General features: G+C 37.7%; 18 protein-coding genes, 1 tRNA gene and 1 pseudogene. 13 read left to right on the plus strand and 7 right to left on the minus strand.

Translation table 11 applies throughout. The features are described from left to right. The first annotated feature begins 5 nt into the window (after nucleotides 1-5). Nucleotides 6-78 (plus strand) — tRNA-Lys (locus GWG06_RS19590). Nucleotides 79-209: 131 nt separating this feature from the next. Here GWG06_RS19590 and GWG06_RS19595 read toward each other — a convergent pair. Further along, nucleotides 210-404 (minus strand): hypothetical protein, encoded by a 195-nt coding sequence (locus GWG06_RS19595; protein WP_160715342.1) that lies wholly within the window; start codon nucleotides 402-404, stop codon nucleotides 210-212. Nucleotides 405-572: 168 nt separating this feature from the next. Between GWG06_RS19595 and GWG06_RS19600 the strand changes: the two genes are divergently transcribed. The 6 genes from GWG06_RS19600 to GWG06_RS19625 all read left to right on the plus strand — a co-directional run bounded on the left by GWG06_RS19600 (nucleotide 573) and on the right by GWG06_RS19625 (nucleotide 8,400). Beyond that, nucleotides 573-866 (plus strand): helix-turn-helix domain-containing protein, encoded by a 294-nt coding sequence (locus GWG06_RS19600; protein WP_160715344.1) that lies wholly within the window; start codon nucleotides 573-575, stop codon nucleotides 864-866. Nucleotides 867-940: 74 nt separating this feature from the next. Beyond that, entirely contained in the window at nucleotides 941-2,911 is a 1,971-nt protein-coding gene (locus GWG06_RS19605) for a type I restriction-modification system subunit M (protein WP_160715346.1), read from the plus strand. 9 nt (nucleotides 2,912-2,920) lie between these two features. After that, nucleotides 2,921-3,502 (plus strand): restriction endonuclease subunit S, encoded by a 582-nt coding sequence (locus tag GWG06_RS19610; protein WP_160715348.1) that lies wholly within the window; start codon nucleotides 2,921-2,923, stop codon nucleotides 3,500-3,502. A gap of 6 nt (nucleotides 3,503-3,508) precedes the next feature. Next, complete coding sequence (locus GWG06_RS19615) at nucleotides 3,509-4,747, plus strand: AAA family ATPase (RefSeq protein WP_160715350.1); 1,239 nt, start codon at nucleotides 3,509-3,511, stop codon at nucleotides 4,745-4,747. Next, nucleotides 4,725-5,354, plus strand: coding sequence for an HNH endonuclease family protein (locus GWG06_RS19620; protein WP_160715352.1), 630 nt, complete (start codon nucleotides 4,725-4,727; stop codon nucleotides 5,352-5,354). The genes GWG06_RS19615 and GWG06_RS19620 overlap by 23 nt, the downstream gene beginning before the upstream one ends. A gap of 7 nt (nucleotides 5,355-5,361) precedes the next feature. After that, on the plus strand, nucleotides 5,362-8,400 hold the full coding sequence (locus GWG06_RS19625; protein ID WP_160715354.1) for a type I restriction endonuclease subunit R: 3,039 nt from the start codon (nucleotides 5,362-5,364) through the stop codon (nucleotides 8,398-8,400). A gap of 780 nt (nucleotides 8,401-9,180) precedes the next feature. Here the strand turns inward: GWG06_RS19625 and GWG06_RS19630 are convergent. The 6 genes from GWG06_RS19630 to GWG06_RS30460 form a co-directional block, all read right to left on the minus strand. After that, nucleotides 9,181-10,032, minus strand: a complete 852-nt coding sequence (locus GWG06_RS19630; protein ID WP_160715356.1) for a hypothetical protein — start codon at nucleotides 10,030-10,032, stop codon at nucleotides 9,181-9,183. A 58-nt stretch (nucleotides 10,033-10,090) separates the two neighbouring features. Beyond that, nucleotides 10,091-10,834 (minus strand): DUF4145 domain-containing protein, encoded by a 744-nt coding sequence (locus GWG06_RS19635; protein WP_160715358.1) that lies wholly within the window; start codon nucleotides 10,832-10,834, stop codon nucleotides 10,091-10,093. Then, on the minus strand, nucleotides 10,831-12,015 hold the full coding sequence (locus GWG06_RS19640; protein ID WP_160715360.1) for a hypothetical protein: 1,185 nt from the start codon (nucleotides 12,013-12,015) through the stop codon (nucleotides 10,831-10,833). Before GWG06_RS19640 ends, GWG06_RS19635 begins: the two co-directional genes overlap by 4 nt. Nucleotides 12,016-12,358: 343 nt before the next feature. Further along, entirely contained in the window at nucleotides 12,359-14,143 is a 1,785-nt protein-coding gene (locus GWG06_RS19645; protein ID WP_160715362.1) for a DUF6119 family protein, read from the minus strand. Between the two features lie 1,079 nt (nucleotides 14,144-15,222). Further along, the gene (locus GWG06_RS30455) at nucleotides 15,223-15,507 is read right to left on the minus strand and encodes a hypothetical protein (protein WP_202183063.1); all 285 of its coding nucleotides are present in this window, start codon (nucleotides 15,505-15,507) and stop codon (nucleotides 15,223-15,225) included. Nucleotides 15,508-15,586: 79 nt separating this feature from the next. Then, nucleotides 15,587-15,844 carry a TraM recognition domain-containing protein gene (locus GWG06_RS30460; protein WP_420826309.1) on the minus strand — a complete coding sequence of 86 codons (258 nt, stop codon included), beginning with the start codon at nucleotides 15,842-15,844 and terminating at the stop codon, nucleotides 15,587-15,589. Between the two features lie 204 nt (nucleotides 15,845-16,048). Between GWG06_RS30460 and GWG06_RS30860 the strand changes: the two are divergent. The 6 genes and pseudogenes from GWG06_RS30860 to GWG06_RS19680 all read left to right on the plus strand — a co-directional run. Further along, nucleotides 16,049-16,276, plus strand: a pseudogene (locus GWG06_RS30860) (helix-turn-helix domain-containing protein); the annotation flags it as partial. A gap of 183 nt (nucleotides 16,277-16,459) precedes the next feature. Next, nucleotides 16,460-17,377, plus strand: coding sequence for an alpha/beta hydrolase (locus tag GWG06_RS19660; protein ID WP_160715365.1), 918 nt, complete (start codon nucleotides 16,460-16,462; stop codon nucleotides 17,375-17,377). A gap of 21 nt (nucleotides 17,378-17,398) precedes the next feature. Continuing rightward, a complete protein-coding gene (locus GWG06_RS19665) occupies nucleotides 17,399-18,322 on the plus strand; it encodes an alpha/beta hydrolase (protein WP_160715367.1) in 924 nt (307 codons plus the stop codon). Nucleotides 18,323-18,423: 101 nt separating this feature from the next. Next, complete coding sequence (locus GWG06_RS19670) at nucleotides 18,424-19,059, plus strand: NAD(P)H-binding protein (protein ID WP_160715369.1); 636 nt, start codon at nucleotides 18,424-18,426, stop codon at nucleotides 19,057-19,059. A gap of 164 nt (nucleotides 19,060-19,223) precedes the next feature. Then, nucleotides 19,224-19,661, plus strand: coding sequence for a bleomycin resistance protein (locus tag GWG06_RS19675; RefSeq protein WP_202183065.1), 438 nt, complete (start codon nucleotides 19,224-19,226; stop codon nucleotides 19,659-19,661). A gap of 94 nt (nucleotides 19,662-19,755) precedes the next feature. Then, nucleotides 19,756-20,340, plus strand: coding sequence for a sigma-70 family RNA polymerase sigma factor (locus tag GWG06_RS19680; RefSeq protein ID WP_127038231.1), 585 nt, complete (start codon nucleotides 19,756-19,758; stop codon nucleotides 20,338-20,340). The last annotated feature ends 33 nt before the right edge of the window (nucleotides 20,341-20,373 follow it).

The following is a 20,373-nucleotide window of genomic DNA, read 5'->3' on the forward strand; positions in this document are numbered from 1 at the left end:
GGAATGATTCCGTAGCTCAGTTGGTAGAGCAATACACTTTTAATGTATGGGTCCTGGGTTCGAGTCCCAGCGGGATCACGGAGATTTAAAAGGCTTCAGAACTTATTAGTTTTGAAGCCTTTTTTGGTTCGATATGTGATCAACGAACTTGCGATAATCTCAACTTATTGATTTATATTAGGTATTCGGTTCGAGTACCATAAGGGCAATTAATGATACTTTGAACTCTGGCCGCTATCTCTTGCTTGCTCCGACTCATCAGAATTCAGAATTTGTTTTATGGACATTTCGGCCAGGTAATAAACTAACTCAAGAATTTTTTCTGCCTCTTTCTCTGATACAGTTATTCCTCCATTTGCTAGTATGGATACTGCTTGCGCTGGTGTAAGTTTCTTCTCATTCATAAATTTAAATTCCTTTTTAAATATTTTGGTTCATGTTGTAGTCTTCAGTTTTGAATATGATGTCAGTTAAGATTAATAAAAAAAGAGTATTAACTTCTTGGTAGAAAGGCCTTTTTGTCTATATTAATTATTAAATTTACCGACTTTTGACAAGTCAAAATAAGGATAATGGGCACTCAATTTGGTTTGCGGATTAAAGAACTTCGTGAAAGGCAAGGGTTACTGCAACGTCAGGTGGCTGCGCTACTTGAGATCGACACTCCGTTATATAGTAAAATTGAAAGAGGTGAACGAATTGCCAAAAAGGAAGTAGCTGGTCGTCTTGCTTCCATCCTAATGGCTGACGAAAAGCAGTTATTGACACTTTGGCTAGCTGATCAGGTATACGATGTAGTAAAAGATGAGCTGCAGGCTGGGGATGCGCTGAAAACGGTGTCGAAAAAACTAAAAGGAAAGATTTGATGAAAAATATCTGTATTCATCAAAATGAATTGAAGAATAAAATTGATTAAAATAGAAATACACTACAATTATTCATGTCAAACCATAATAATCATATCAATTTCATCTGGCAGATTGCCGATTTACTTCGTGGACCATATCGCCCACCACAGTATGAACGTGTAATGCTCCCAATGACCGTACTCCGACGTTTTGATTGTGTATTATATCAAACTAAAGATGAGGTAGTCAGCAATTACGATAAGCTTAAAAGTAGGTTGGATGGCGAGGCTTTGGATGCCAAGCTTAATAAAGTATCTGGACAAAAGTTCCATAATCATTCTCCCTTTACTTTTGAAAAATTAAAGGGGGCACCGGATTCCATTGCTAAAGATTTGGTGAGTTATATTCAGGGCTTCTCGGCCAATGTGCGCCGTATTTTTGAATACTTTGAATTTGAAAAGGAAATTGAAAAAATGAACGAGGCTAATATTTTATATCTCGTTGTTTCCCAATTTAGCAAGGTTGATTTGCATCCTAGTCAGGTATCGAATATTGAGATGGGCCTTATTTTTGAAAACCTTATCCGCAGATTTAATGAATTGGCTAACGAAACAGCCGGGGATCACTTTACTCCCCGAGAGGTTATCAAACTAATGGTAAACCTCTTATTCATGAATGATGACGCTTTGCTTTCCACTCCCGGAACTGTTCGGAAAATGCTGGATCCTACCTGTGGGACGGGTGGTATGCTTGCTGAAGCCCAAAAGTATATTAAAGATCATCACGCTGAGGCAATGCTTTATACTTACGGGCAAGATTACAACAAGAGGGCATTCGCTACGGCAGCTTCCGACATGCTGATTAAGGAAGTAGCTCATAATGGGATGGGTGAGAATATTAAGTATGGAGACAGCTTAATCGATGACCAGTTTGAAGGTAAAACGTTTGATTATCTCATTGCCAATCCCCCTTTTGGCGTTGATTGGAAGAAGCAACAAAAAGAAATAGTAAGGGAACATGAGAAACAGGGATTTAGTGGTCGTTTTGGAGCGGGACTTCCTCGGGTGAATGACGGTGCCTTGTTATTCCTGCAGCACATGATCAGCAAGTTTGAAAAGGTTGATGAAAAGAAACAGAAATATGGTTCTCGCCTGGCAGTAGTTTTTAGCGGTTCCCCTATGTTTTCGGGAGGAGCTGGATCAGGAGAAAGTAATATCCGTCGCTGGATAATTGAAAACGACTGGCTTGAAGCTATTGTAGCCTTACCGGAACAGATGTACTATAATACTGGTATTGGTACTTACATCTGGGTGTTGACGAATAGAAAGTCAAAAGAACGTAAAGGAACAATACAACTCGTGAATGCCCGAGAATATTATGTGCCAATGCGTAAGAGTATGGGCAGCAAAAGACGCAAGCTGGGTGAAGTAGAAGAAAGCGAACCGGATCATATCGAAAAATTGGTTCAGCTATATGGAAGGTTTGGAGAAAGCGGTGACTCTAAGATTTTCCGCAATGAACAGTTTGGTTACACGCGTGTTACGGTGGAACGTCCTTTGCGCTTACGCTATCAAATGACTTTTGAAGATAAAGCCCGCTTCTTGGATGGGTTACCTCATTTGTTGGACGATATCGAAACTATTGACAAGGAAATAGGAAGAGAACAATTATTGGATTGGAATGCTGCCGATAAAAAAATACGCAATATCCTGAAGAAAATCGGTTCCGGATGGAAAGCCACGGAATTCAAATTTTTTCGGGATGTATTTACCAAAAAAGATCCGAAAGCAGCCAAGGTGTTAAAAAGCAAAAATGAATACGAGCCGGATGCGGATTTACGAGACTTTATAAATATTCATCTAGATCAAGATATTGACAAATATTTCCACTCAGAAATATTACCAAACGTATCTGATGCTTGGATGGATCGATCTAAAGACAAAGTTGGCTATGAAATCAATTTCAATAGGTTGTTCTATCAGGGGCAGAATATCAGAAGGCTCAATAGTATCAACCAAGAATTGAATAAAATAGAAAAAGAAATACTATTACTAATTAAATAGCTGCAATAAATGGGAAGTCAAAAGATTCAGCTTAGGTTTTTATTTGATATTTACGCGGGTTCTACTCCTGAAACGGGGAAAGGGTATTATTGGGATGGCGATATTCCGTGGATAACACCAGAAGACATTAGTAATATTAATGGATATAAAATTTTTGACACGAAAAGAAAAATTACTGATGAAGGCTATGAAAGCTCTGGTGTCAAATTAGCCCCCAAAGATTCAATAGTTATTACGAAACGAGCCCCTATTGGAAATCTAGCTATTCTTGGAATTGATGCTTGTTGTAATCAAGGCTGTTTGTTATTAGTTCCACAAAAAGAGTTAATACCCGAGTACTATTATTTCTATTTGTTACTAAATGTTCCATTACTACAATCTTTAGGTAGAGGATCAACTTTCATGGAATTAAGTTTAGATGATTTAAAATCTTTACATGTGCCAAAAGTGCCGATAGAGATTCAGCGTGAAACGGTTTTAAATATTCAAAGTGAAATAGGTAAAATTGACAAGTTACTTTCTCTAAAGGAGCAACAATTAGTTCTATTAAATGAAAAGCGTGTTTCCATAATTATGGAAAATATTAAATAACCAAAAATGATTTTAAAAAAAATTCACATCACCAATCTCAGAGCTTATTCAGAAGCCGAGTTTGAATTTCAACCAGGTATGAACTTATTGGTTGGTATTAATGGTGTGGGTAAAACTACAGCATTAGAAGCATTACGGATTTGTCTGTCACAGATTCAGCCTGAAATAACTGCTTCCACAAATAAAAAAGAGAATTTTTCGGCAAATGAAATAAAAATAGGAAATGAAAGTCTTAAGGTTATTTGTGATTTTGAACTTTCAAATCAACCTGTCAAATTAGAGATTGATTTCAAATATGAGACTACTACCAGTAAGCCCAAAATCACTTTCTTACCCGAACTTGAAAAATTATCTCCTCTTTTAAGTTTGGAGGAAATTCAACCCATTGGTATTTTCTTTTCAACCCGTCGTTCTTTGATGGTTGATCGGGAACCAACAAAAGCTATGAGCGCAGGTGGACAAGCTGCAGCCTTTGCAGATGCACTATCAGGTAATCGCGAATTTAATCTTAGAATATTCACCGATTGGATCAGAACCCAGATGGTACTTGGGAAGGAAAATCCGGACACTCTAAAAAGTGTAGAAGTTTTAAGTGAAGCTATTTACCGTTTTCTGCCGGGTTTCTCCAACCTGCAATTAAAAAACGAAGATGATAAATACACACTCACAATTGACAAAGGAAAAACGACACTAAATATTGATCAATTATCTGATGGGGAACGAGGTGTGCTCTCTTTGGTGATGGATATTTCCCGTCGATTATATCAAGCGAACCCTGGCTTGAAAGATCCTTTAAAAGAAGGTAAAGCAATAATATTAATTGATGAGTTGGATTTGCATTTACATCCTAAATGGCAGCGCTCTATAGTTGAAAATCTTACCAGGATTTTTCCTAATTGTCAGTTTATTGTATCAACACACTCTCCTCAAATTATCGGAGAGGTCAAACCAAATTCCATTACTATAATTGACAACGGGACAAATAAACCAGCAAGTTCTTTTGGGATGGATTCCAACAGGGTTTTGGAGGAAATACTTGATGCTCCTCCCAGAAATGAAAAAGTGAATGAGCTATTAAATTCATTATACAAATTCATTGATGACGAGAAACTCCATGATGCCAAAGAACAGATAGGCAAACTGATATTGATTTTGGGGCCAGATGATCCGGAAGTTACGCGTTCCTCTACAATGATCAGTTTTTTAGAAGATGAATTAGCCGATGAGACAGATAACAAAGATTAAAGAACCCAATAGTCTTACGAAGCATCGGCAACAAGTACATGCTGATTACGATAATTATGCAGAAAAGGACGAAGTAAGAAATAGTACTTGTACCGAGCAGCGAGGCATTTGCTGCTATTGTATGGGAAGCATAAGTCCAGATTTCAATCATATGAAAATTGAGCATTTTAAATGTCAGGAAAACTTTCCAAAAGAACAGTTGAAGTACTACAATTTATTAGGTGCATGTAAGGGTAACGAAGGTCGACCTGAAAAAGAACAGCATTGTGATACTTTTAAGGGAAAGAAAGTCTTGACATTCTATCCATGCGATACCAAGAGAAATATAGGGGATATGCTTGAATATAATAATGATGGAAGTATAAGCTCGAAAAACGAAACATTAAATTCAGAACTGGAAAGCGTACTAAATTTAAATGTGTCCAAACTAAAAGCAGCCAGAAAAGGTGTCTTGGATGGCTTCAAAGAGACTTTACTAAAAAGAGGTGCATTGCATAAAGCCACGCTCGTAAGATGGTTAGCTGATTGGGAAGGCACCTCTCATCAAGGTAATTTAAAGCCATACTGTATGGTAGTTGCCTATTGGATAAGAAAAAGATTAAATTGATTTGCTCATGAGTCAGTTATATACCAAAGAATCAGCTTTCGAAACCGTTATTGAATCTTCTCTATTGAATAATGGCTATCAAGCCGTTGATCGTAAAGGCTTCGATAAGGAAATGGCCCTATTCCCGAAAGTGGTTTTGGAATTTATTAAAACCACGCAACTGAAAGAATGGACTAAGCTAGAATCGCTGCTCGGTGATAATATCGAAAACCAGGTAATACAGGATTTATGTAAATGGATGGATCTATATGGGTCTTTAGCTACTTTGAGGCATGGCTTTAAGTGTTATGGGCGGCTTTTGCATGTGGCGTTCTTCAAAGCGGCTCATACGATGAATCCGGAATTAGAGCAGCAGTATGCCGATAATATCTTAGGAATCACCCGTCAGTTGCAGTACTCCACTCATAATACCAACTCATTGGATACTGTTTTAAGCTTAAATGGTGTTCCAATTGCTACTGTGGAGCTTAAAAACCCCATGACCTCGCAAACAGTAGAACACGCCAAAAAACAATACCAGCAGGATCGTGATCCACGGGAATTGTTTTTTGAATTCAAAAAGAGGACGCTGGTTCATTTTGCAGTAGATACTGAACAGGTATATATGACTACACGCCTTGCCGGGAACGCTACCTATTTTCTACCTTTCAACAAAGGGGATAACGGAGGTGCAGGTAATCCAGCAGATTCGGTAGGCAGAACATATCGCACTTCCTATTTATGGGAAGAAATATTGGAACGAAACAGTTTTTTAGACTTGTTGGCTCGTTTTATACATCTCCAGGTAGAAGAAAAACTGACAGATGAAGGCCGGAAGATAAAAAAAGAGATCCTGGTTTTCCCTCGCTATCATCAGTTGCAAGCGGTACGAAAATTAACTGCGGATGCTCTGAACAATGGTGTTGGGAATAATTACTTGGTGGAACACTCTGCAGGAAGTGGTAAAAGCAATACAATTGCCTGGCTATCGCATCGGTTAGCGTCATTACATCATACAGATAATACTAAAGTTTTTAATTCTGTAGTAGTGATTACAGACCGCGTTGTTTTAGACAAACAATTACAGGATACTATTTACCAGTTTGAGCATAAACGTGGCGTAGTAGAAAAAATTGAGGAAAGCTCACGACAACTGGCAAAAGCATTAGAAAACGGAGTACCTATCATTATTACCACACTTCAGAAATTCCCTTTTGTTTCGCAGCAATTGGTAAAGCTGGCACAAGAAAGAGGTGAGCAAAGTTCAGGGGTATTAACTACCAAAAAATTTGCTGTAATTATTGATGAAGCACATAGCTCCCAAAGCGGCGAAACGGCAACTGATCTCAAAGAAGTTTTAGGCGGTAATCAGCTTGCGGAAGAAGCCAGAAAAAAGGCAACCGAAGAAGGGGCAGATACTATGGAGCGGCTTTATCGAAGTATGGCTAAAAGAGGAAAGCAAACTAACATTAGCTTCTTTGCTTTTACCGCTACACCGAAGCATAAAACTTTAAAAATATTCGGTACAAACAATGAACCTTTTCACCGTTACACCATGCGCCAAGCCATTGAGGAAGGTTTTACCTTGGATGTTCTAAAGAACTATACCACGTATGCGACGTACTATAAATTAGTAAAAGCGAGTGAAGAAGATCCGCAGGTAGAGCGTAAAAAAGCAGTAAAATCATTGGCACGTTTTCTTCGGCTGCATCCACATAATATAGCCCAGAAAACAGAAATCATGATTGAACATTTCCAGCTGGCTACACGGCACAAAATCGGTGGACATGCAAAAGCAATGGTCGTTACTGGCTCCAGGCTGGAAGCAGTACGTTACAAACAAAGCTTTGATCAGTATATCAAAAGCAAGGGATATGACATCAAATCGTTGGTAGCTTTTTCAGGAGTGGTGACGGATGACAAGGTACAAGAAGTTATCTACACTGAAGAAGGAATGAACAATGGGGTAAAGGAAAAGGAATTGCCTGACAAGTTTGCAACTCCAGAATATCATGTATTATTGGTAGCAGAAAAATACCAGACAGGTTTTGACCAACCGCTATTACATACCATGTATGTAGATAAACGTCTGGCAGGTATACAGGCGGTACAAACACTTTCCCGACTGAATCGTACCCACCCTTTAAAAGAAGATACGTTTGTACTAGATTTTATCAATGACAGAGAAGAAATAAAAGCAGCTTTTAAAATATACTATGAAGGGGCTGTAATTGGAGAAGAAGCAGACCCGGCGAGTATGTACCGCTTGCAACATCAATTGGATACTTCCGATATTTATATGAAGGAAGATGTTGAGCGTTTTTGTTTGATGTATTTTAAACCCAAAGAAAAACAAAGTGTGGCAGATCATGAAGGCATGAACGCTGCATTGGACCCGGCAGTATCCCGTTTTAAAATTCTTTTGCAGGACAATGAGGAAGAAGCCGAGCTATGGAGAGGTAAAGTTAACTCATTCCGAAATCTCTATGCTTTCTTGAGCCAGGTAATCCCATATCAGGATTCTGATTTAGAGAAGTTGTTTATATTCCTGCGTTATCTTTCCCCTAAGTTACCTAAAAGAAATGCTGGGATTGATTACAATTTTGACGATGTAGTTCGTTTGGAGTATTACCGTTTACAGAAAATAAGCGAGGGCTCTATCAGTTTGAACGAGCATAACAGATATGTATTGGACGGTCCCACAGAAGTGGGAACAGGAATTGTTAGAGAACCCGAAGTTCCATTTTCAAGATTAATAGATATTATTAATGAAAGATTTGGAACAGATTTTAACCAGGCGGATCAATACTTTTTTGATCAGTTGGTGGAAACTGCAATATTAGACGAAGCCATTATAAAAGCAGCTGAAGTAAATCCTGAAGATAAGTTTGAGCTTGTATTTAAAAATCTTTTACAAAATCTTTTTATAGAGCGTATTGACCAGAACGAAGATATTTTTGCTCGCTTTATGAACGATCTTTCTTTTCAGAAAGTAGTAACGAATTGGCTCGCTAATCAGGCATACCAGATGATAAAAATTAGGACAACAAATTCTGAGATACTTTAACAGAAGAAGACGTCTTCATACGCAGGCTATTCCGGATGTGCTTATAATAATACTCAGATGCAGGAGCCTAAACTTGCGTATTTTTACGCATAATAACAATAAAATATCAAATAGATGTTATTTAACAAGTATGGATGCCATATTGGAATAATAGTGACTCACTCAATGTGTGACAGGTAAAATAATAAACAGTAATAATCTAGGTGATATTTGTATTAAAGCTGAAATATAGAATTTTAGCTATGCGACTATAATTCGGATAACTTCCGGAGATCAGTATAGAAAAGGTTCGAGTTTTGTACCATAAGGATCACTGGAAATTTAGAAACCTCGCGCATGGCGCGGGGTTTTGTTTTTTAGTCGAGAGTTTAGTCGAGTTCCGATTGTATAACTTCAATTTCTTCCCGTACTTTATACAGGTTAACGAGCTTTTACTAAGATACGCTATAAACGTATTGAGATTTACATCCTCCACCATCTTTAGTCCATCATGTAAAGTAATGGTAAAAAATTCGATACAAGAATCCCAAGGGGATCACTGGAGATTAACAAAGCCTGCGCTAGTTGCGGGCTTTGTTGTTTTGGTCTATTTGTTAGTCTATCAAAGTGCGAAATCGCGATTCGTGGTTACTTAGTTTTATTCAGGTTGGCTTGTCGCAATAAAATTTACAACATTACTGTCATATTAAGGTTTCGATTCAGTAGGTATTCACAATATTCACTCCATTAAATTAACTGTTCGTAGAGAGAAATAATTTTATGAGTTCAATGGCGCTGTTGTCATATAATGCCATAAAACTTCCTAAGAACTTTTCGCTTTTCTGATTTGTTCAACATAATAGCATATTTCTCATGGAAGTACTGCCAAATGATTTTATTATCTGGAAGTTTTTTTGAAGATGCTAATTCTCTTAAGATTTGCTCTGTTTCTAAATAGCGAACATCATTATTTGATACCTTGGAATCAATCAAGGATGCAATCTTATCACCATATTTCATTGCAGTTCGTAGTTCGTCCCAAGTTAAGCCTATGTTCTCATATTCAGTTGGGCGTAATGAAAGGGGCTGACCGCTTATTGCTTTAAGAAACTTAGGCGTTGCAATACCTCCGTTATGGGCCGCTGCACATCTTATCTTATACAATTTTATCCATTCTGTTGCATTTACTCCAAAGTCTATTTCATAAAGCTCACTCGCATATTTTATCATATCAGGAACGGTAGAGCTCTTTAAAATTGGTGTCGCAATGGCTTCTCCAACAGGTTTTAGTTTTAATGGTGCCTCCGTTTCCGAATTGTTAGTAATGTGACCAAGTGATGCTATATGATAGAAGGTGATTTCTTTTAAATACGTTTCTAGAAAAGCAGTATAAATAACTAATATATGTAGCCTGTTTCTCTCCATAAAGGTAGGTAGCCAGGTCTGAGTTTCGCTAACTTTTTGCGGATGCATTGTGTGCTTAAAAGAGCTGTTAATTACATTTACGGAAAAATGATCTGGATCTTTTGTTCCCAATACTTCTGCCAAACAATCCGCACCTAATTGTTGTGTCCAATATATATCAGATAGGTCAGAAGTCTTATCGCGAAAGTTTCTAAACGCTAAGGTTGATAGCCACTGGTTCTTTGCCATGTTAGAGGTTTCAGTTTGATTAAAATGCTTTATTGGTGTTCGATTATTGAGTAGTTAGTTATTTATGCCAGTTTGGATAATCTATTAAATGAACTAGTTCTTCTAACACAATCCTTAGATCTTCTTTCATTTCGTCTACCTCAATTTGACGGGCAATATATCTTCTGTTATGCGCACTTAGATCCCCCTTTTTCTTTATTTTAGTAAGCCCTTGTTTTGCATTTCGGCCAATATTCCATGACCTTTCTGCATTAAGCTTATCAATCAAATCACTCAGATAAAAGAAGTTTCCTTCAGTATTTTTTATTTTATCAGCGAGCGAGTGTCTTTCAAAAGTTTCGATGATTAATATTTCAAGTAACTTTCTTGTCATAACATAACAGGCATCATAAAAACCATTGTCGTAGCACCCAGCGGCTTGATTTGCGACCCACTGAAGATAACTTCTTGTATGATTAAGAATATCTAGCGGAAAATAATTATTACTTGGAGGAATCAGCTTGGGTGTGCCTAATTCTTCTTCTATTTCTATCTGCCGGGACCTTTCTAAATGAAATAAACCTTTTTTGAGAATAAATTTTTGTCTTTTATTTTTAACTTTTTTACTGTTATTGTTAAGGTAAGCTGGTATATTAGAATATTTCACACTTTTAATTTCATCATAACAGTTGTTAATATCTTTACTAGATATGCCGTCTATTCCTTGAACTATTGTAAGAAAATATACAAAATAGTCTATTTTATTGCTTGCGAATAGGTTATCAAAATCCTTTAATTTTGAAATAAAATCTTGTAATGTCATTGTTTAGCATTTTGGTTCCAGTTCCTTATTTTATTTTTTCCCTTCATGCTCACTGTTATATTATTCTTGTCTGATGTAACTATGTGACCAGTCACTGAACTAGTATTTCTTAGTGATGCGGCAAATTGTTCAGGTGCAGACAAATCAAGAAATTCGTAACAGGTATAAATATGATCAATAGTCACATTCTGGATTCCTAATACTTCGCTTAAGTAAAAAACAAATATTAAATTTTTATCGTTAAAACTCTTGTGGGCAAACTTATTTGAAAAGGTTTTTAATGATTCTTTGCCAGAAGGCTCTAGATCCAAGGTTGGGAGTCGTTTAGGTTGGCCACCGGTAGACGTTTTTTTTCTTCCGTCTGCCTTTGCAGAATTATCTCCTTCCTGAGATTTACTACTATTTTTCTTAACTTTAGGCGCACTGCTACTTGTGCGAGAAAAAATTTCCATTGCTTTTTTTAATCCTTTTTCCAGTAAAGAGTAACTCGTACCGGCCAGTGGATTTATATATCCTCCCTTAACAGCCAATTTAAGATATACTCCCATATCGCGAAGCCTTTCTTTAGTTTTTCTGTTTGATTCTTGATACTTTTCTGTGATTTGTGCTCGCGTGAATTCTTCTTCACCATATTTGGAAGCATAAAAGGAGTATACAACTATCCACTCGGTTTCTGAACTTGGAAGATTTTTATAGGTAACCGCTTTCAATGTGGGAAAGTCTTGACTTGACGTACTTAATTTGCTATCCTGGTTGCTACTTTTTGACTCATCGCCAGATCTCTTTTCTTCTGATATTATTTCATATGCATTCTCGGCCATCTCATCTGTCCTTATCTCTTCTGACGGTAATTCATTTAATTGTTTATTGGGAAGGCCCATTTTCTTGCCATAAGCATCTCTTATTACAGCGGCAAGATCTTTACCAACTGCATCGCTAAACGTAGCTTCAATTATTCTTTCAGTTAAGGTTTCATGAACCTTAAAAGTATTGCTTTGTGTGGATGATGTGTTCTGAGCTATTTTAGGTGTTCCGCATTCGATGCATCCTGAACTATCTTTTTCTAAAAAGCTGTCACAGGATTTGCATTTAAATTGTGATAGACAAATTCCACAAAAATATCCTCTAGAAGGTAATGTATTGTTGCATTTTAGGCAATTTTGAGCAGTTGAATTTTCCATACGTGTTAAATTTGATCAGAACATTATGACAGAATGATAGTAAGCATATCAATCTATATAAATTATTCATTTAAATAAACGTTAAACAGCATTGTTGATAGCGTTTTAGTAAGCTAAAATACAGGGTATAAATATTAGCAATCAATCAACGTAGCTAATTGGGTCGGTCTTTAATAAGAATTGGGTAATTTTTGAGATATCAAATATTTGTTTTTTTTATAGCCGTTTATATAATTATAAATTTATTATTTAATACATACATACACGTATATATATACGTGTATGTATGTATGTATGTATGTATGTATGTATGTATGTGTAAGCTGTTTACATTAAAAATAGGCTATCTACTTTTTTTCTTTACTCTATTTAACTGAATAACCTTAAAATCAAAACCCATCCCAACAATTTCTTTTATCAAAGTCAAAAGGGAATATTTCGCTATATTAGAATCAAATGCATTTAAATTATCTCTCAAACTCCTTTCTGATTTTGCAGTATCAACAAACGCCAGACAAAAGCAGGTATTATTAGTGCGTGTGTCTCTGAACAATTTTTCGAGACCACCAGGAGGAAATTCCTGTCCACCGAGTTTTTGCCGTTCTCTGCTGTCACTTGTAACTGATGCCTTAATTATACTCTCTATTTGATTAATATATTTATAGCCGGCATTTTTGTCATGCTCAATCCGACTAGCTGCGATAGAAACTTGTGCCGCCAAATCCCGGATCATGTTGTTGAAACCTTTTTTGACATGTATCAAATTGATAACTCCAGGACGATATTTTAATAAGTCACATGGCTCAATATTGTCCGGTATGATCTTATCAAATACTAGCATACCAGGAGTTCCTATAAATCCTGCATTAAACTTCCCCTCATCTTTACTTAGATCAAAAGGGGTTGTAAGCAGCTTATCATCCCAATGCTCATCTAAAAATTGCTTTAACTCCCTATTTAATTGCTTAATGAAGTTAGGTTTGATGCGGTACCAATCTCCATCAATATAGAAATATATCTGACCATCGAGGGAAATTTCACCATGTAAATGTTCCCATAAGGAACCACTTGTTAATAAATGTCCCTCTTCATCATAACTGTTCATATTAATTCTCATCACCGATTTTTTAAACTCTTCTATATTTCCAACCTTTAAAATGCCATCCTTTTGGAGATCTACTAATAGTATCTGAAGTATCGGCGGAACCGTTAAGTCGCTCAATGCTGTTTGCGGCAATTCATAGTAAGTTGCATTGAAATATTTCTCAATTTCCGGATGACAGAAATCAAAATCCAACTCTTCTCCATTACAAAAATTATTATACACAGTACCGATTAACGCATCCTGTAGCTTCTTAATTGAGCTGGATTTTTTCTTGGAGATTAGTTCTACGTTATTAATGATGAAGTTAGGCGGTTTATTCAGTAAAGCATTCAAACGTCTGATTACTGCCAAAAAACCTTTGGGGTCCACCCGTATATTGAGTTTAAACGATGATTTGGCTAGGCATCCAGATACATTTCGCCTTAGATCGATGTCTTTAAACCCAAAAACTTTGGTCAATATTACTTTATCCAAATCCGCTTTTACCTCTTTGTAAATCTTACCAAATTCGTTCTCATCCATCAGCCGACGGTCTTTACGAAATTGTTTGACCTGTGCCAATACTGTCCCAATAACTCCTCTATTCTGGATCAACTTGATGGCAGGGGTGGTTTCGTTAATTAGTCTCGTTAATATATCCATTCCAAAACTCTGCGAAACAAATCCCTGTATAGCAAAAGAACCTGCTCCTCCTGTAATGGCGAACATTCTTTTCTTGTACCCTACAAAAAGTATAAATGACGGTGCTATAATCTTACACATGGCTATGGGTGCAGTAGCATCCACGAATTCACCGATAAAATCTTTCCATTTGGGATCTCTCAAGGGGGGATCTGCATAATAAGTCAGGATATGATAAGGAGCGAAGTTTTTAGCATTAGCTTGCTGTTCCGTATATTTTTTTGTGCCAGAAGCATTGATGATCCTTATCATATCCCCTACGACGATGTGAAAATCACGCTCCTTTATAAAAGCATCATCTATCTGGTTGTAACTAATGACAATTTTTTCTGTATCTGCCATTGCTCATAAGTTTACTGGTTGGAGAGTAATAATAACTGTTGAAAGTTGGCAAAGACATATAGTTGGCGATAATAGCACAAATCACATACGCTGCAAACACTTTCTTTATTTAATATACTTGATTTCCTCTAGGCATATCAATATATCCCTTGTAAAAAGTCCAAGGAATAATGGTATCGGTACATTAATATATTTATATTGGGATTAGGCCCAAAAGTCTACTGCTGGACATTCCATATGGTTAGATAAAATTATTTAAGCTTATAAGAGTACCATATTGTATTATTTGGTGTATTGTTTTACTAATTGGGTTTTACTATCCGACAACCTGGATTATGAGATAGAGAATAGCAATAAAAAACATCAGTTATATTCGATTGTCTTATTTTGCCTACTTCTATTCATTTTCCCAAAAACACTGCTTGTGATCTAAGTAAACCCATGCCTCATATAACATCAAAACATTTCAAAGCCGCTTCCCTACGATGGCTTTTATATCTAAATTTTCCGTCTTCCAAATCTTTAAGAAGCTTTACCTCATTAGGTCCAGTCTTTCACGGAACCCTATAAATTTTCCATAAAAACCTATCATTTTACTACATATGAGTTAACAATTAATTATTAAAACCGGGTATGAATACCCAGTTCCTCTCTCAACCAATAAATCACTCAATCTAGAGCAGCATATAAACCTAATTTTACATTGATAAATTTCCCTTTCCATATATAATAAAATAATTTATTCGTGCTTTATACAATAAATCCACACGCTCATATTAACAAGTTCTTACAATTTTTCACCACTACTCGTCAATATTCTTACTAGATGTACGCATATATTAACGTCCATAAATGAATTAAGTACTAAACGTTAACGCAAAAAATCACATTCATTATAAAAAGTATATCTTCCACTTCATCCTATAAGCGAGTATATACTAATTTTTGCAAAGGAACCTTACTGGCCTAATTGATCATTTGAAAGAAAATAACATAATTTAAGCTAATATATAGTAGACAAAATATATTAAGCTCAATCTGCTGTAGATATTAATAGGTGGGCAAGATCAGGGGAGTTTCTAATCTTTCCCAGGAGACCTCCAATAGTTTCCTGAACATTGTTCTTTATATCCTTGTCGTTTGCCGTGATCATTTCTGTAGTCACTTCCTGAAAAATTGGTATAGCTCTCTTCCTCCGCCTTTAATGCCGCATGATCATTTATTATTTCTCCGTGAAACGTCTTGAGCTCAATTTTCTGCTCCAGATTATCTGCAACCATGCCAACGAATACACCGAAACTCAAGGTCGCAATCTTAGATGCAGGAATGGCATAGTCAAGTTGAGTGCTTTTGTTGATGCTCATATCATTGCTATTTATAGATAAGCTTTCTTTCTCCTGAAATGTCTTTACAAATCGATATGAAAGCTGTTTAGTGCTATTTCTAGGTACTTGGCCTGAAAATTATGTTACCAACAATATTAATGATAACATCTGCTTGCTCTTTTCCATAATCCTTCCTTAATTGCTCTGTATTCTGCAGTGCTAAGGTAGTTGCTACCAAATTACTTCTGACAGTTGCCAGTAATATGTTGATACCAGTACTTCCTCTTATATAAATGGTCGGGAATTCATCAAAAATTGACTTGAGGGGGGATTCCCCCTTTGGGTTTACCAATTTGATGAGACGATTCACATACAAGGATAGGATTGCACCATATGTCTGGATCTTTTGTGGGTAATTTCCGGCACATGAAATTTTAGGGACCTCTGGATCGTTAATGGCAAAGGAAAAATCATTTCCACTTAATACCCAATATAGCTGAGGGCTGGAAAGTCTTGCCAGAACAATCTTTGTGGGGAATAGCAGAGTCTACCTTCGGTAGCCTATTTTGCACAGAAAACCAACCTGTCGCCTAATTATTTCGGAGATCTGATTAAGCATTTTACCGGCGAATCGCCCATTGAGCATATCCATAATTTTGTTTTAAATCAAGCAAAAGACAAGCTCAGGAATACGTCACTTTCTATCAGCGAAATCTCTTACAGTCTGGGTTTTGATTATCCCAATTATTTTGCAAAGTTCTTCCGCAAGAAAACAGGCATGTCACCCAAGGTGTTCAGGGTAATGTAATCTAAAGCAACCGGCTAACTTAAGTACACTGCAACCTAAACAGTTGCTTTTCTGTTTTAAGGAAATTACAAATCAGTAAAAAGTCTCCTTTTTTGAGTAATCTGTCTACGTTTCAGGAACGTGACTGTATCTAATTTTGTTTTATCAAAAAAACAAGAAGTATAACTTTAAAAACAGAATGTCATGTCACAAGAAAAAATAAGTATCAAAAACGGAAATGGACAAGGTATTACCTTATCAGCCATTATCAATTTCCCGGAAGGGTTTGATAAAAGCAAAAAATACGCAGTTGTAGTTGTTTCTCATCCCGGTGGTGGTGTAAAGGAACAAGCGGCCGGATTGTACGCGAAAAAATTATCGGAAAACGGTTTGCTTACTATTGCTTACGATGCTTCCTACCAGGGTGAAAGTACCGGTGAGCCTCGTCAATTGGAGAATCCTTATATCAGAACAGAGGATGTAAGTGCAGTAATAGATTACCTGACCACACTTCCATATGTGGATGCTGAAAAAATAGGTGCAATGGGCATCTGTGCTGGTGCAGGCTATACCGCAAATGCAGCCATCAATGACCATCGTATAAAAGCAGTCGGAATGGTAAGCGCTGTAAACATCGGTTCCATGTTCCGTAATGGATGGAATAACAATGTAAAGGATGCGGATGCAATGCCATACCTGATAGCTGGCGCAACGGCCAGAACCAATGATGCAAAAGAAGGGTTGCAGACCATGCCTTTGGCTCCGATGAAGGAAGAAGATGCGCCCAATGAGGAATTAAGAGAAGCGTGGGAATACTATCATACCAGCCGTTGCCAATATCCTACCGCACCGGGATGGGCAACATTAAGAAGCCTGACACAGATTATTACCTATGATGCCTATAACAAAGCCGATGCATTTTTCACGCAGCCTTTACTGGCCATCGTAGGAAGTGTTGCCGGAAGTGCATGGATGAGCGATGACCTGCTAAAAATCGCTGCCAGTACTGATAAGAAAAAATATATCATAGAGGGTGCAAACCATATGTCCCTTTACGACAGGGAAAATTATGTGAACGAAGCTGTATCCCAATTGGATCCTTTCTTCTCCGAAAAATTGTAATTCAATAGTAAATTTCATAGAATGCAAAAATCAGTGAAGTTTAAAGCCCTTTATTGGGATATAGCAGCAGATTTACTTTTCCCACCTGATTTTGACGAAAATAAAATATATCCGACCATTATCAGCGCGCACCCTATTGGCAGTTGTAAGGAGCAAACCTCTGGCAATATTTATGGAAAAGCATTGGCAGAAGCAGGCTTTGTCGTATTGGCATTTGACGCATCTTTTCAGGGGGCAAGCGGTGGTGAACCACGGTTTATTGAAGACCCTACTATTCGGGTAGAAGATTTTCGCTGTGTTTGCGATTACCTGGTTACGCTTCCGTTTGTAGATGAAAACCGTATTGGTGTGTTAGGTATTTGCGGAGGAGGTGGTTATTCCATCAGCGCTGCCAGGTCAGAACGCCGCATCAAGGCGGTGGTGAGCATCACCGGCGTAAATTTTGGCCGCCTTTGTCGTGAGGGCTTTGCAGGCTACGATCCGATTGGTACCCTTGAGGCAATTGCGTTGCAACGCACTGCCGAAGCGCGTGGCGCCCAATTGCGTGTGGACGGACTGCTGCCACCCTCGGTAGAAGAAGGCAGGAATCTAGGGATTACTGATATTGATGTATTAGAAGCTACAGATTACTATAAAACCTCTCGTGGCGCACAGCCGCATGGTGCTACCAGCGCCCTGTTTTCGCACCGTGCAACAGCTGTAGACTGGGATGCGTTTATCAATGCAGAAACGCTGCTTACTCAACCTTTACTGGTTGTAATTGGAGATAAACCTGGCGGTTTTGGCGCTTATCGCGATGGGCTGGAGATTTATGGTCGTGCAGCTTCTGTGAAAAAAGAAATACTGGTTCTGGAAGGTTATTCTCATTACGATTTGTATGATAAACCGGAACCAGTAAATGCAGCATTGAACAAATTAATTCCCTTTTTCAAAGAAAATTTATAAAGGGTAATTTCATGTAACGAAATAACGCAGGCTTGCATTATTTCGTTGTTTTCATAGTTTATTAGCATATATATACTATTACAGCATAAATAAAAAATAAGATGGCAACAAAAATTTTAATGTTAGGTGCTGGAGGAGCAATTGCCCGGCATGTAATTGACTATCTTAAAGACGAAAAGAATGTTAAACTAACCTTGTTTGCAAGGAATACAGGAGGTCTGGCAGAACAAGCTCCCAATGCCAGCATCATCAAAGGCGATGTACTGCACAAGTCCGATCTGGACAACGCTGTCAAAGGACAGGAGATTGTATATGCAAATCTTGCCGGTCAGATTGATAAAATGGCAGGAGAAATCGTTAAATCAATGGAAACCGCTGGAGTAAAACGTTTAATATTCATTACCTCTTTGGGAATCTATAATGAGATACCGGGCAAATTCGGACAATGGAATGAACGGATGATCGGCTCCGACTTGATTCGCTATCGTCACGCAGCCGATATTATCGAGGCTTCTTCATTGGACTATACCATTATCCGCCCATCCTGGTTGACTGACAAAAATGAAACAGCTTACGAAACCACACAGAAAGGAGAACCATTCGTAGGAACCGAAGTGGCAAGAAAAGCTGTTGCAGCCTACATCGTAAATATTATAGAACATCCCGGAAAAGATGTAAAAGCGAGTGTAGGTATTAATAAGCCCGGTGTTTACGGAGATAAACCAGGTTTCTATTAAAAATGAAGGAAAAGGAGAAAAGAAAGGTTTAAAGCTATAACGGATGCAATATGGGCAATGAGCTCACTACATTTCCCAATACACCTTAATTACTGTAGTTGAATTAGTATATTTGAAATTATATACGATAAAAATATTCATCCAACGCAAACAATAGTTTTATTTTGGACGCTGATAATATTATAAAATTTAACAGGTTGATTCCTGAATTGCAGGTAAATGATATTGCTGATTCTAAACTATTTTATATAGAACAGTTGGGGTTTACATTAGAATACGAAAGAGAAGAGGACTGTTTTGCATTAATTTCCTATGAAGGTGCTCAATTGATGCTTGAACAGGATTCTTCAACCGCCTGGACTACTGCTCCGCTTGATTTTCCCAGAGGCCGGGGTATTAATTTTCAGATTGAAGTAAGCTGTTTAGATACAATTATTGATAAAATTGAGGTCAGTCAATTATCCTATTTTGAAAAACCAGCTGAACAATGGTACAGGATTAATGCTATCGAAGAGGGCGTTAAGGAACTCCTGATTCAAGACCCTGACGGATATCTATTGCGATTTCAGCAATATCTCGGAGAACGGAAGGTTAAGGAGTGACTGCTCCATTCATTCTGCAAAATGTTAATAATCCCTTAATACACACACTAAAAATTTGCGCTTATGTTTGCGGTTGTGAAAATAGTGGCAAACTATGCGATTACCCTTAGCTGAACAATCGGATGTAATATTGCTGGATGAATGCAGAAAAGACAATACCAGGGCTTACGATATACTGTTCAACCGATATTCGGGGAAGCTATATCACTATGCCCTGAAATACATCCGCGACGAAGCCAGGGCCGAAGAAGCCATGATGGACCTGATGTTCTGGCTGTGGGATAAACGTCATCAGCTGGCATCAGATGTACAACTGGCGCCCTATCTGTTCAGAGCCATGAAGCATGCGGTAATTAAAGTGTTAACCCGTCATCCGGCTCAGACTGTACCCCTCGATTTCGCAGACAATACCGCCATTGAAGACGCTGGCAACCGCCTGCGCGAAACAGAACTCACCACCCTGTATCAGGAAAAGCTGAATGCTCTCAGCCAGCAGCGGCAAAAGGTATTCCGCCTGAGCAGGCATGATAATATGAGTCATGCGGAAATCGCAAAGGAAATGAATCTCTCCCTGTTCACGGTGAAAAATCATATCAAGGCATCCCTCACTTATTTCCGCGCTGAACTGAAGGACTACATAGATATTTCAGGAGTGGTGATCTTAGCATTTTTTCTCTGAAAAAATATTTTTCCTGCCATTAGCCCCCACGCA

It is taken from the genome of Chitinophaga solisilvae (assembly GCF_009928525.1).
Lineage (GTDB): Bacteria > Bacteroidota > Bacteroidia > Chitinophagales > Chitinophagaceae > Chitinophaga > Chitinophaga solisilvae.

What these genes read in the sequence shown, in the direction of transcription:
- GWG06_RS19625 (WP_160715354.1), top strand. Translation starts at nt 5,362, where the DNA reads ATGAGTCAGTTATATACCAAAGAATCAGCTTTCGAAACCGTTATTGAA.
- GWG06_RS19645 (WP_160715362.1), bottom strand. Translation starts at nt 14,143, where the DNA reads ATGGCAGATACAGAAAAAATTGTCATTAGTTACAACCAGATAGATGAT.
- GWG06_RS19595 (WP_160715342.1), bottom strand. Translation starts at nt 404, where the DNA reads ATGAATGAGAAGAAACTTACACCAGCGCAAGCAGTATCCATACTAGCA.
- GWG06_RS19665 (WP_160715367.1), top strand. Translation starts at nt 17,399, where the DNA reads ATGCAAAAATCAGTGAAGTTTAAAGCCCTTTATTGGGATATAGCAGCA.
- GWG06_RS19635 (WP_160715358.1), bottom strand. Translation starts at nt 10,834, where the DNA reads ATGACATTACAAGATTTTATTTCAAAATTAAAGGATTTTGATAACCTA.
- GWG06_RS19630 (WP_160715356.1), bottom strand. Translation starts at nt 10,032, where the DNA reads ATGGCAAAGAACCAGTGGCTATCAACCTTAGCGTTTAGAAACTTTCGC.
- GWG06_RS19640 (WP_160715360.1), bottom strand. Translation starts at nt 12,015, where the DNA reads ATGGAAAATTCAACTGCTCAAAATTGCCTAAAATGCAACAATACATTA.
- GWG06_RS30455 (WP_202183063.1), bottom strand. Translation starts at nt 15,507, where the DNA reads ATGAGCATCAACAAAAGCACTCAACTTGACTATGCCATTCCTGCATCT.
- GWG06_RS19660 (WP_160715365.1), top strand. Translation starts at nt 16,460, where the DNA reads ATGTCACAAGAAAAAATAAGTATCAAAAACGGAAATGGACAAGGTATT.
- GWG06_RS19610 (WP_160715348.1), top strand. Translation starts at nt 2,921, where the DNA reads ATGGGAAGTCAAAAGATTCAGCTTAGGTTTTTATTTGATATTTACGCG.
- GWG06_RS19615 (WP_160715350.1), top strand. Translation starts at nt 3,509, where the DNA reads ATGATTTTAAAAAAAATTCACATCACCAATCTCAGAGCTTATTCAGAA.
- GWG06_RS19680 (WP_127038231.1), top strand. Translation starts at nt 19,756, where the DNA reads ATGCGATTACCCTTAGCTGAACAATCGGATGTAATATTGCTGGATGAA.
- GWG06_RS19620 (WP_160715352.1), top strand. Translation starts at nt 4,725, where the DNA reads ATGAGACAGATAACAAAGATTAAAGAACCCAATAGTCTTACGAAGCAT.
- GWG06_RS19605 (WP_160715346.1), top strand. Translation starts at nt 941, where the DNA reads ATGTCAAACCATAATAATCATATCAATTTCATCTGGCAGATTGCCGAT.
- GWG06_RS19670 (WP_160715369.1), top strand. Translation starts at nt 18,424, where the DNA reads ATGGCAACAAAAATTTTAATGTTAGGTGCTGGAGGAGCAATTGCCCGG.
- GWG06_RS19600 (WP_160715344.1), top strand. Translation starts at nt 573, where the DNA reads ATGGGCACTCAATTTGGTTTGCGGATTAAAGAACTTCGTGAAAGGCAA.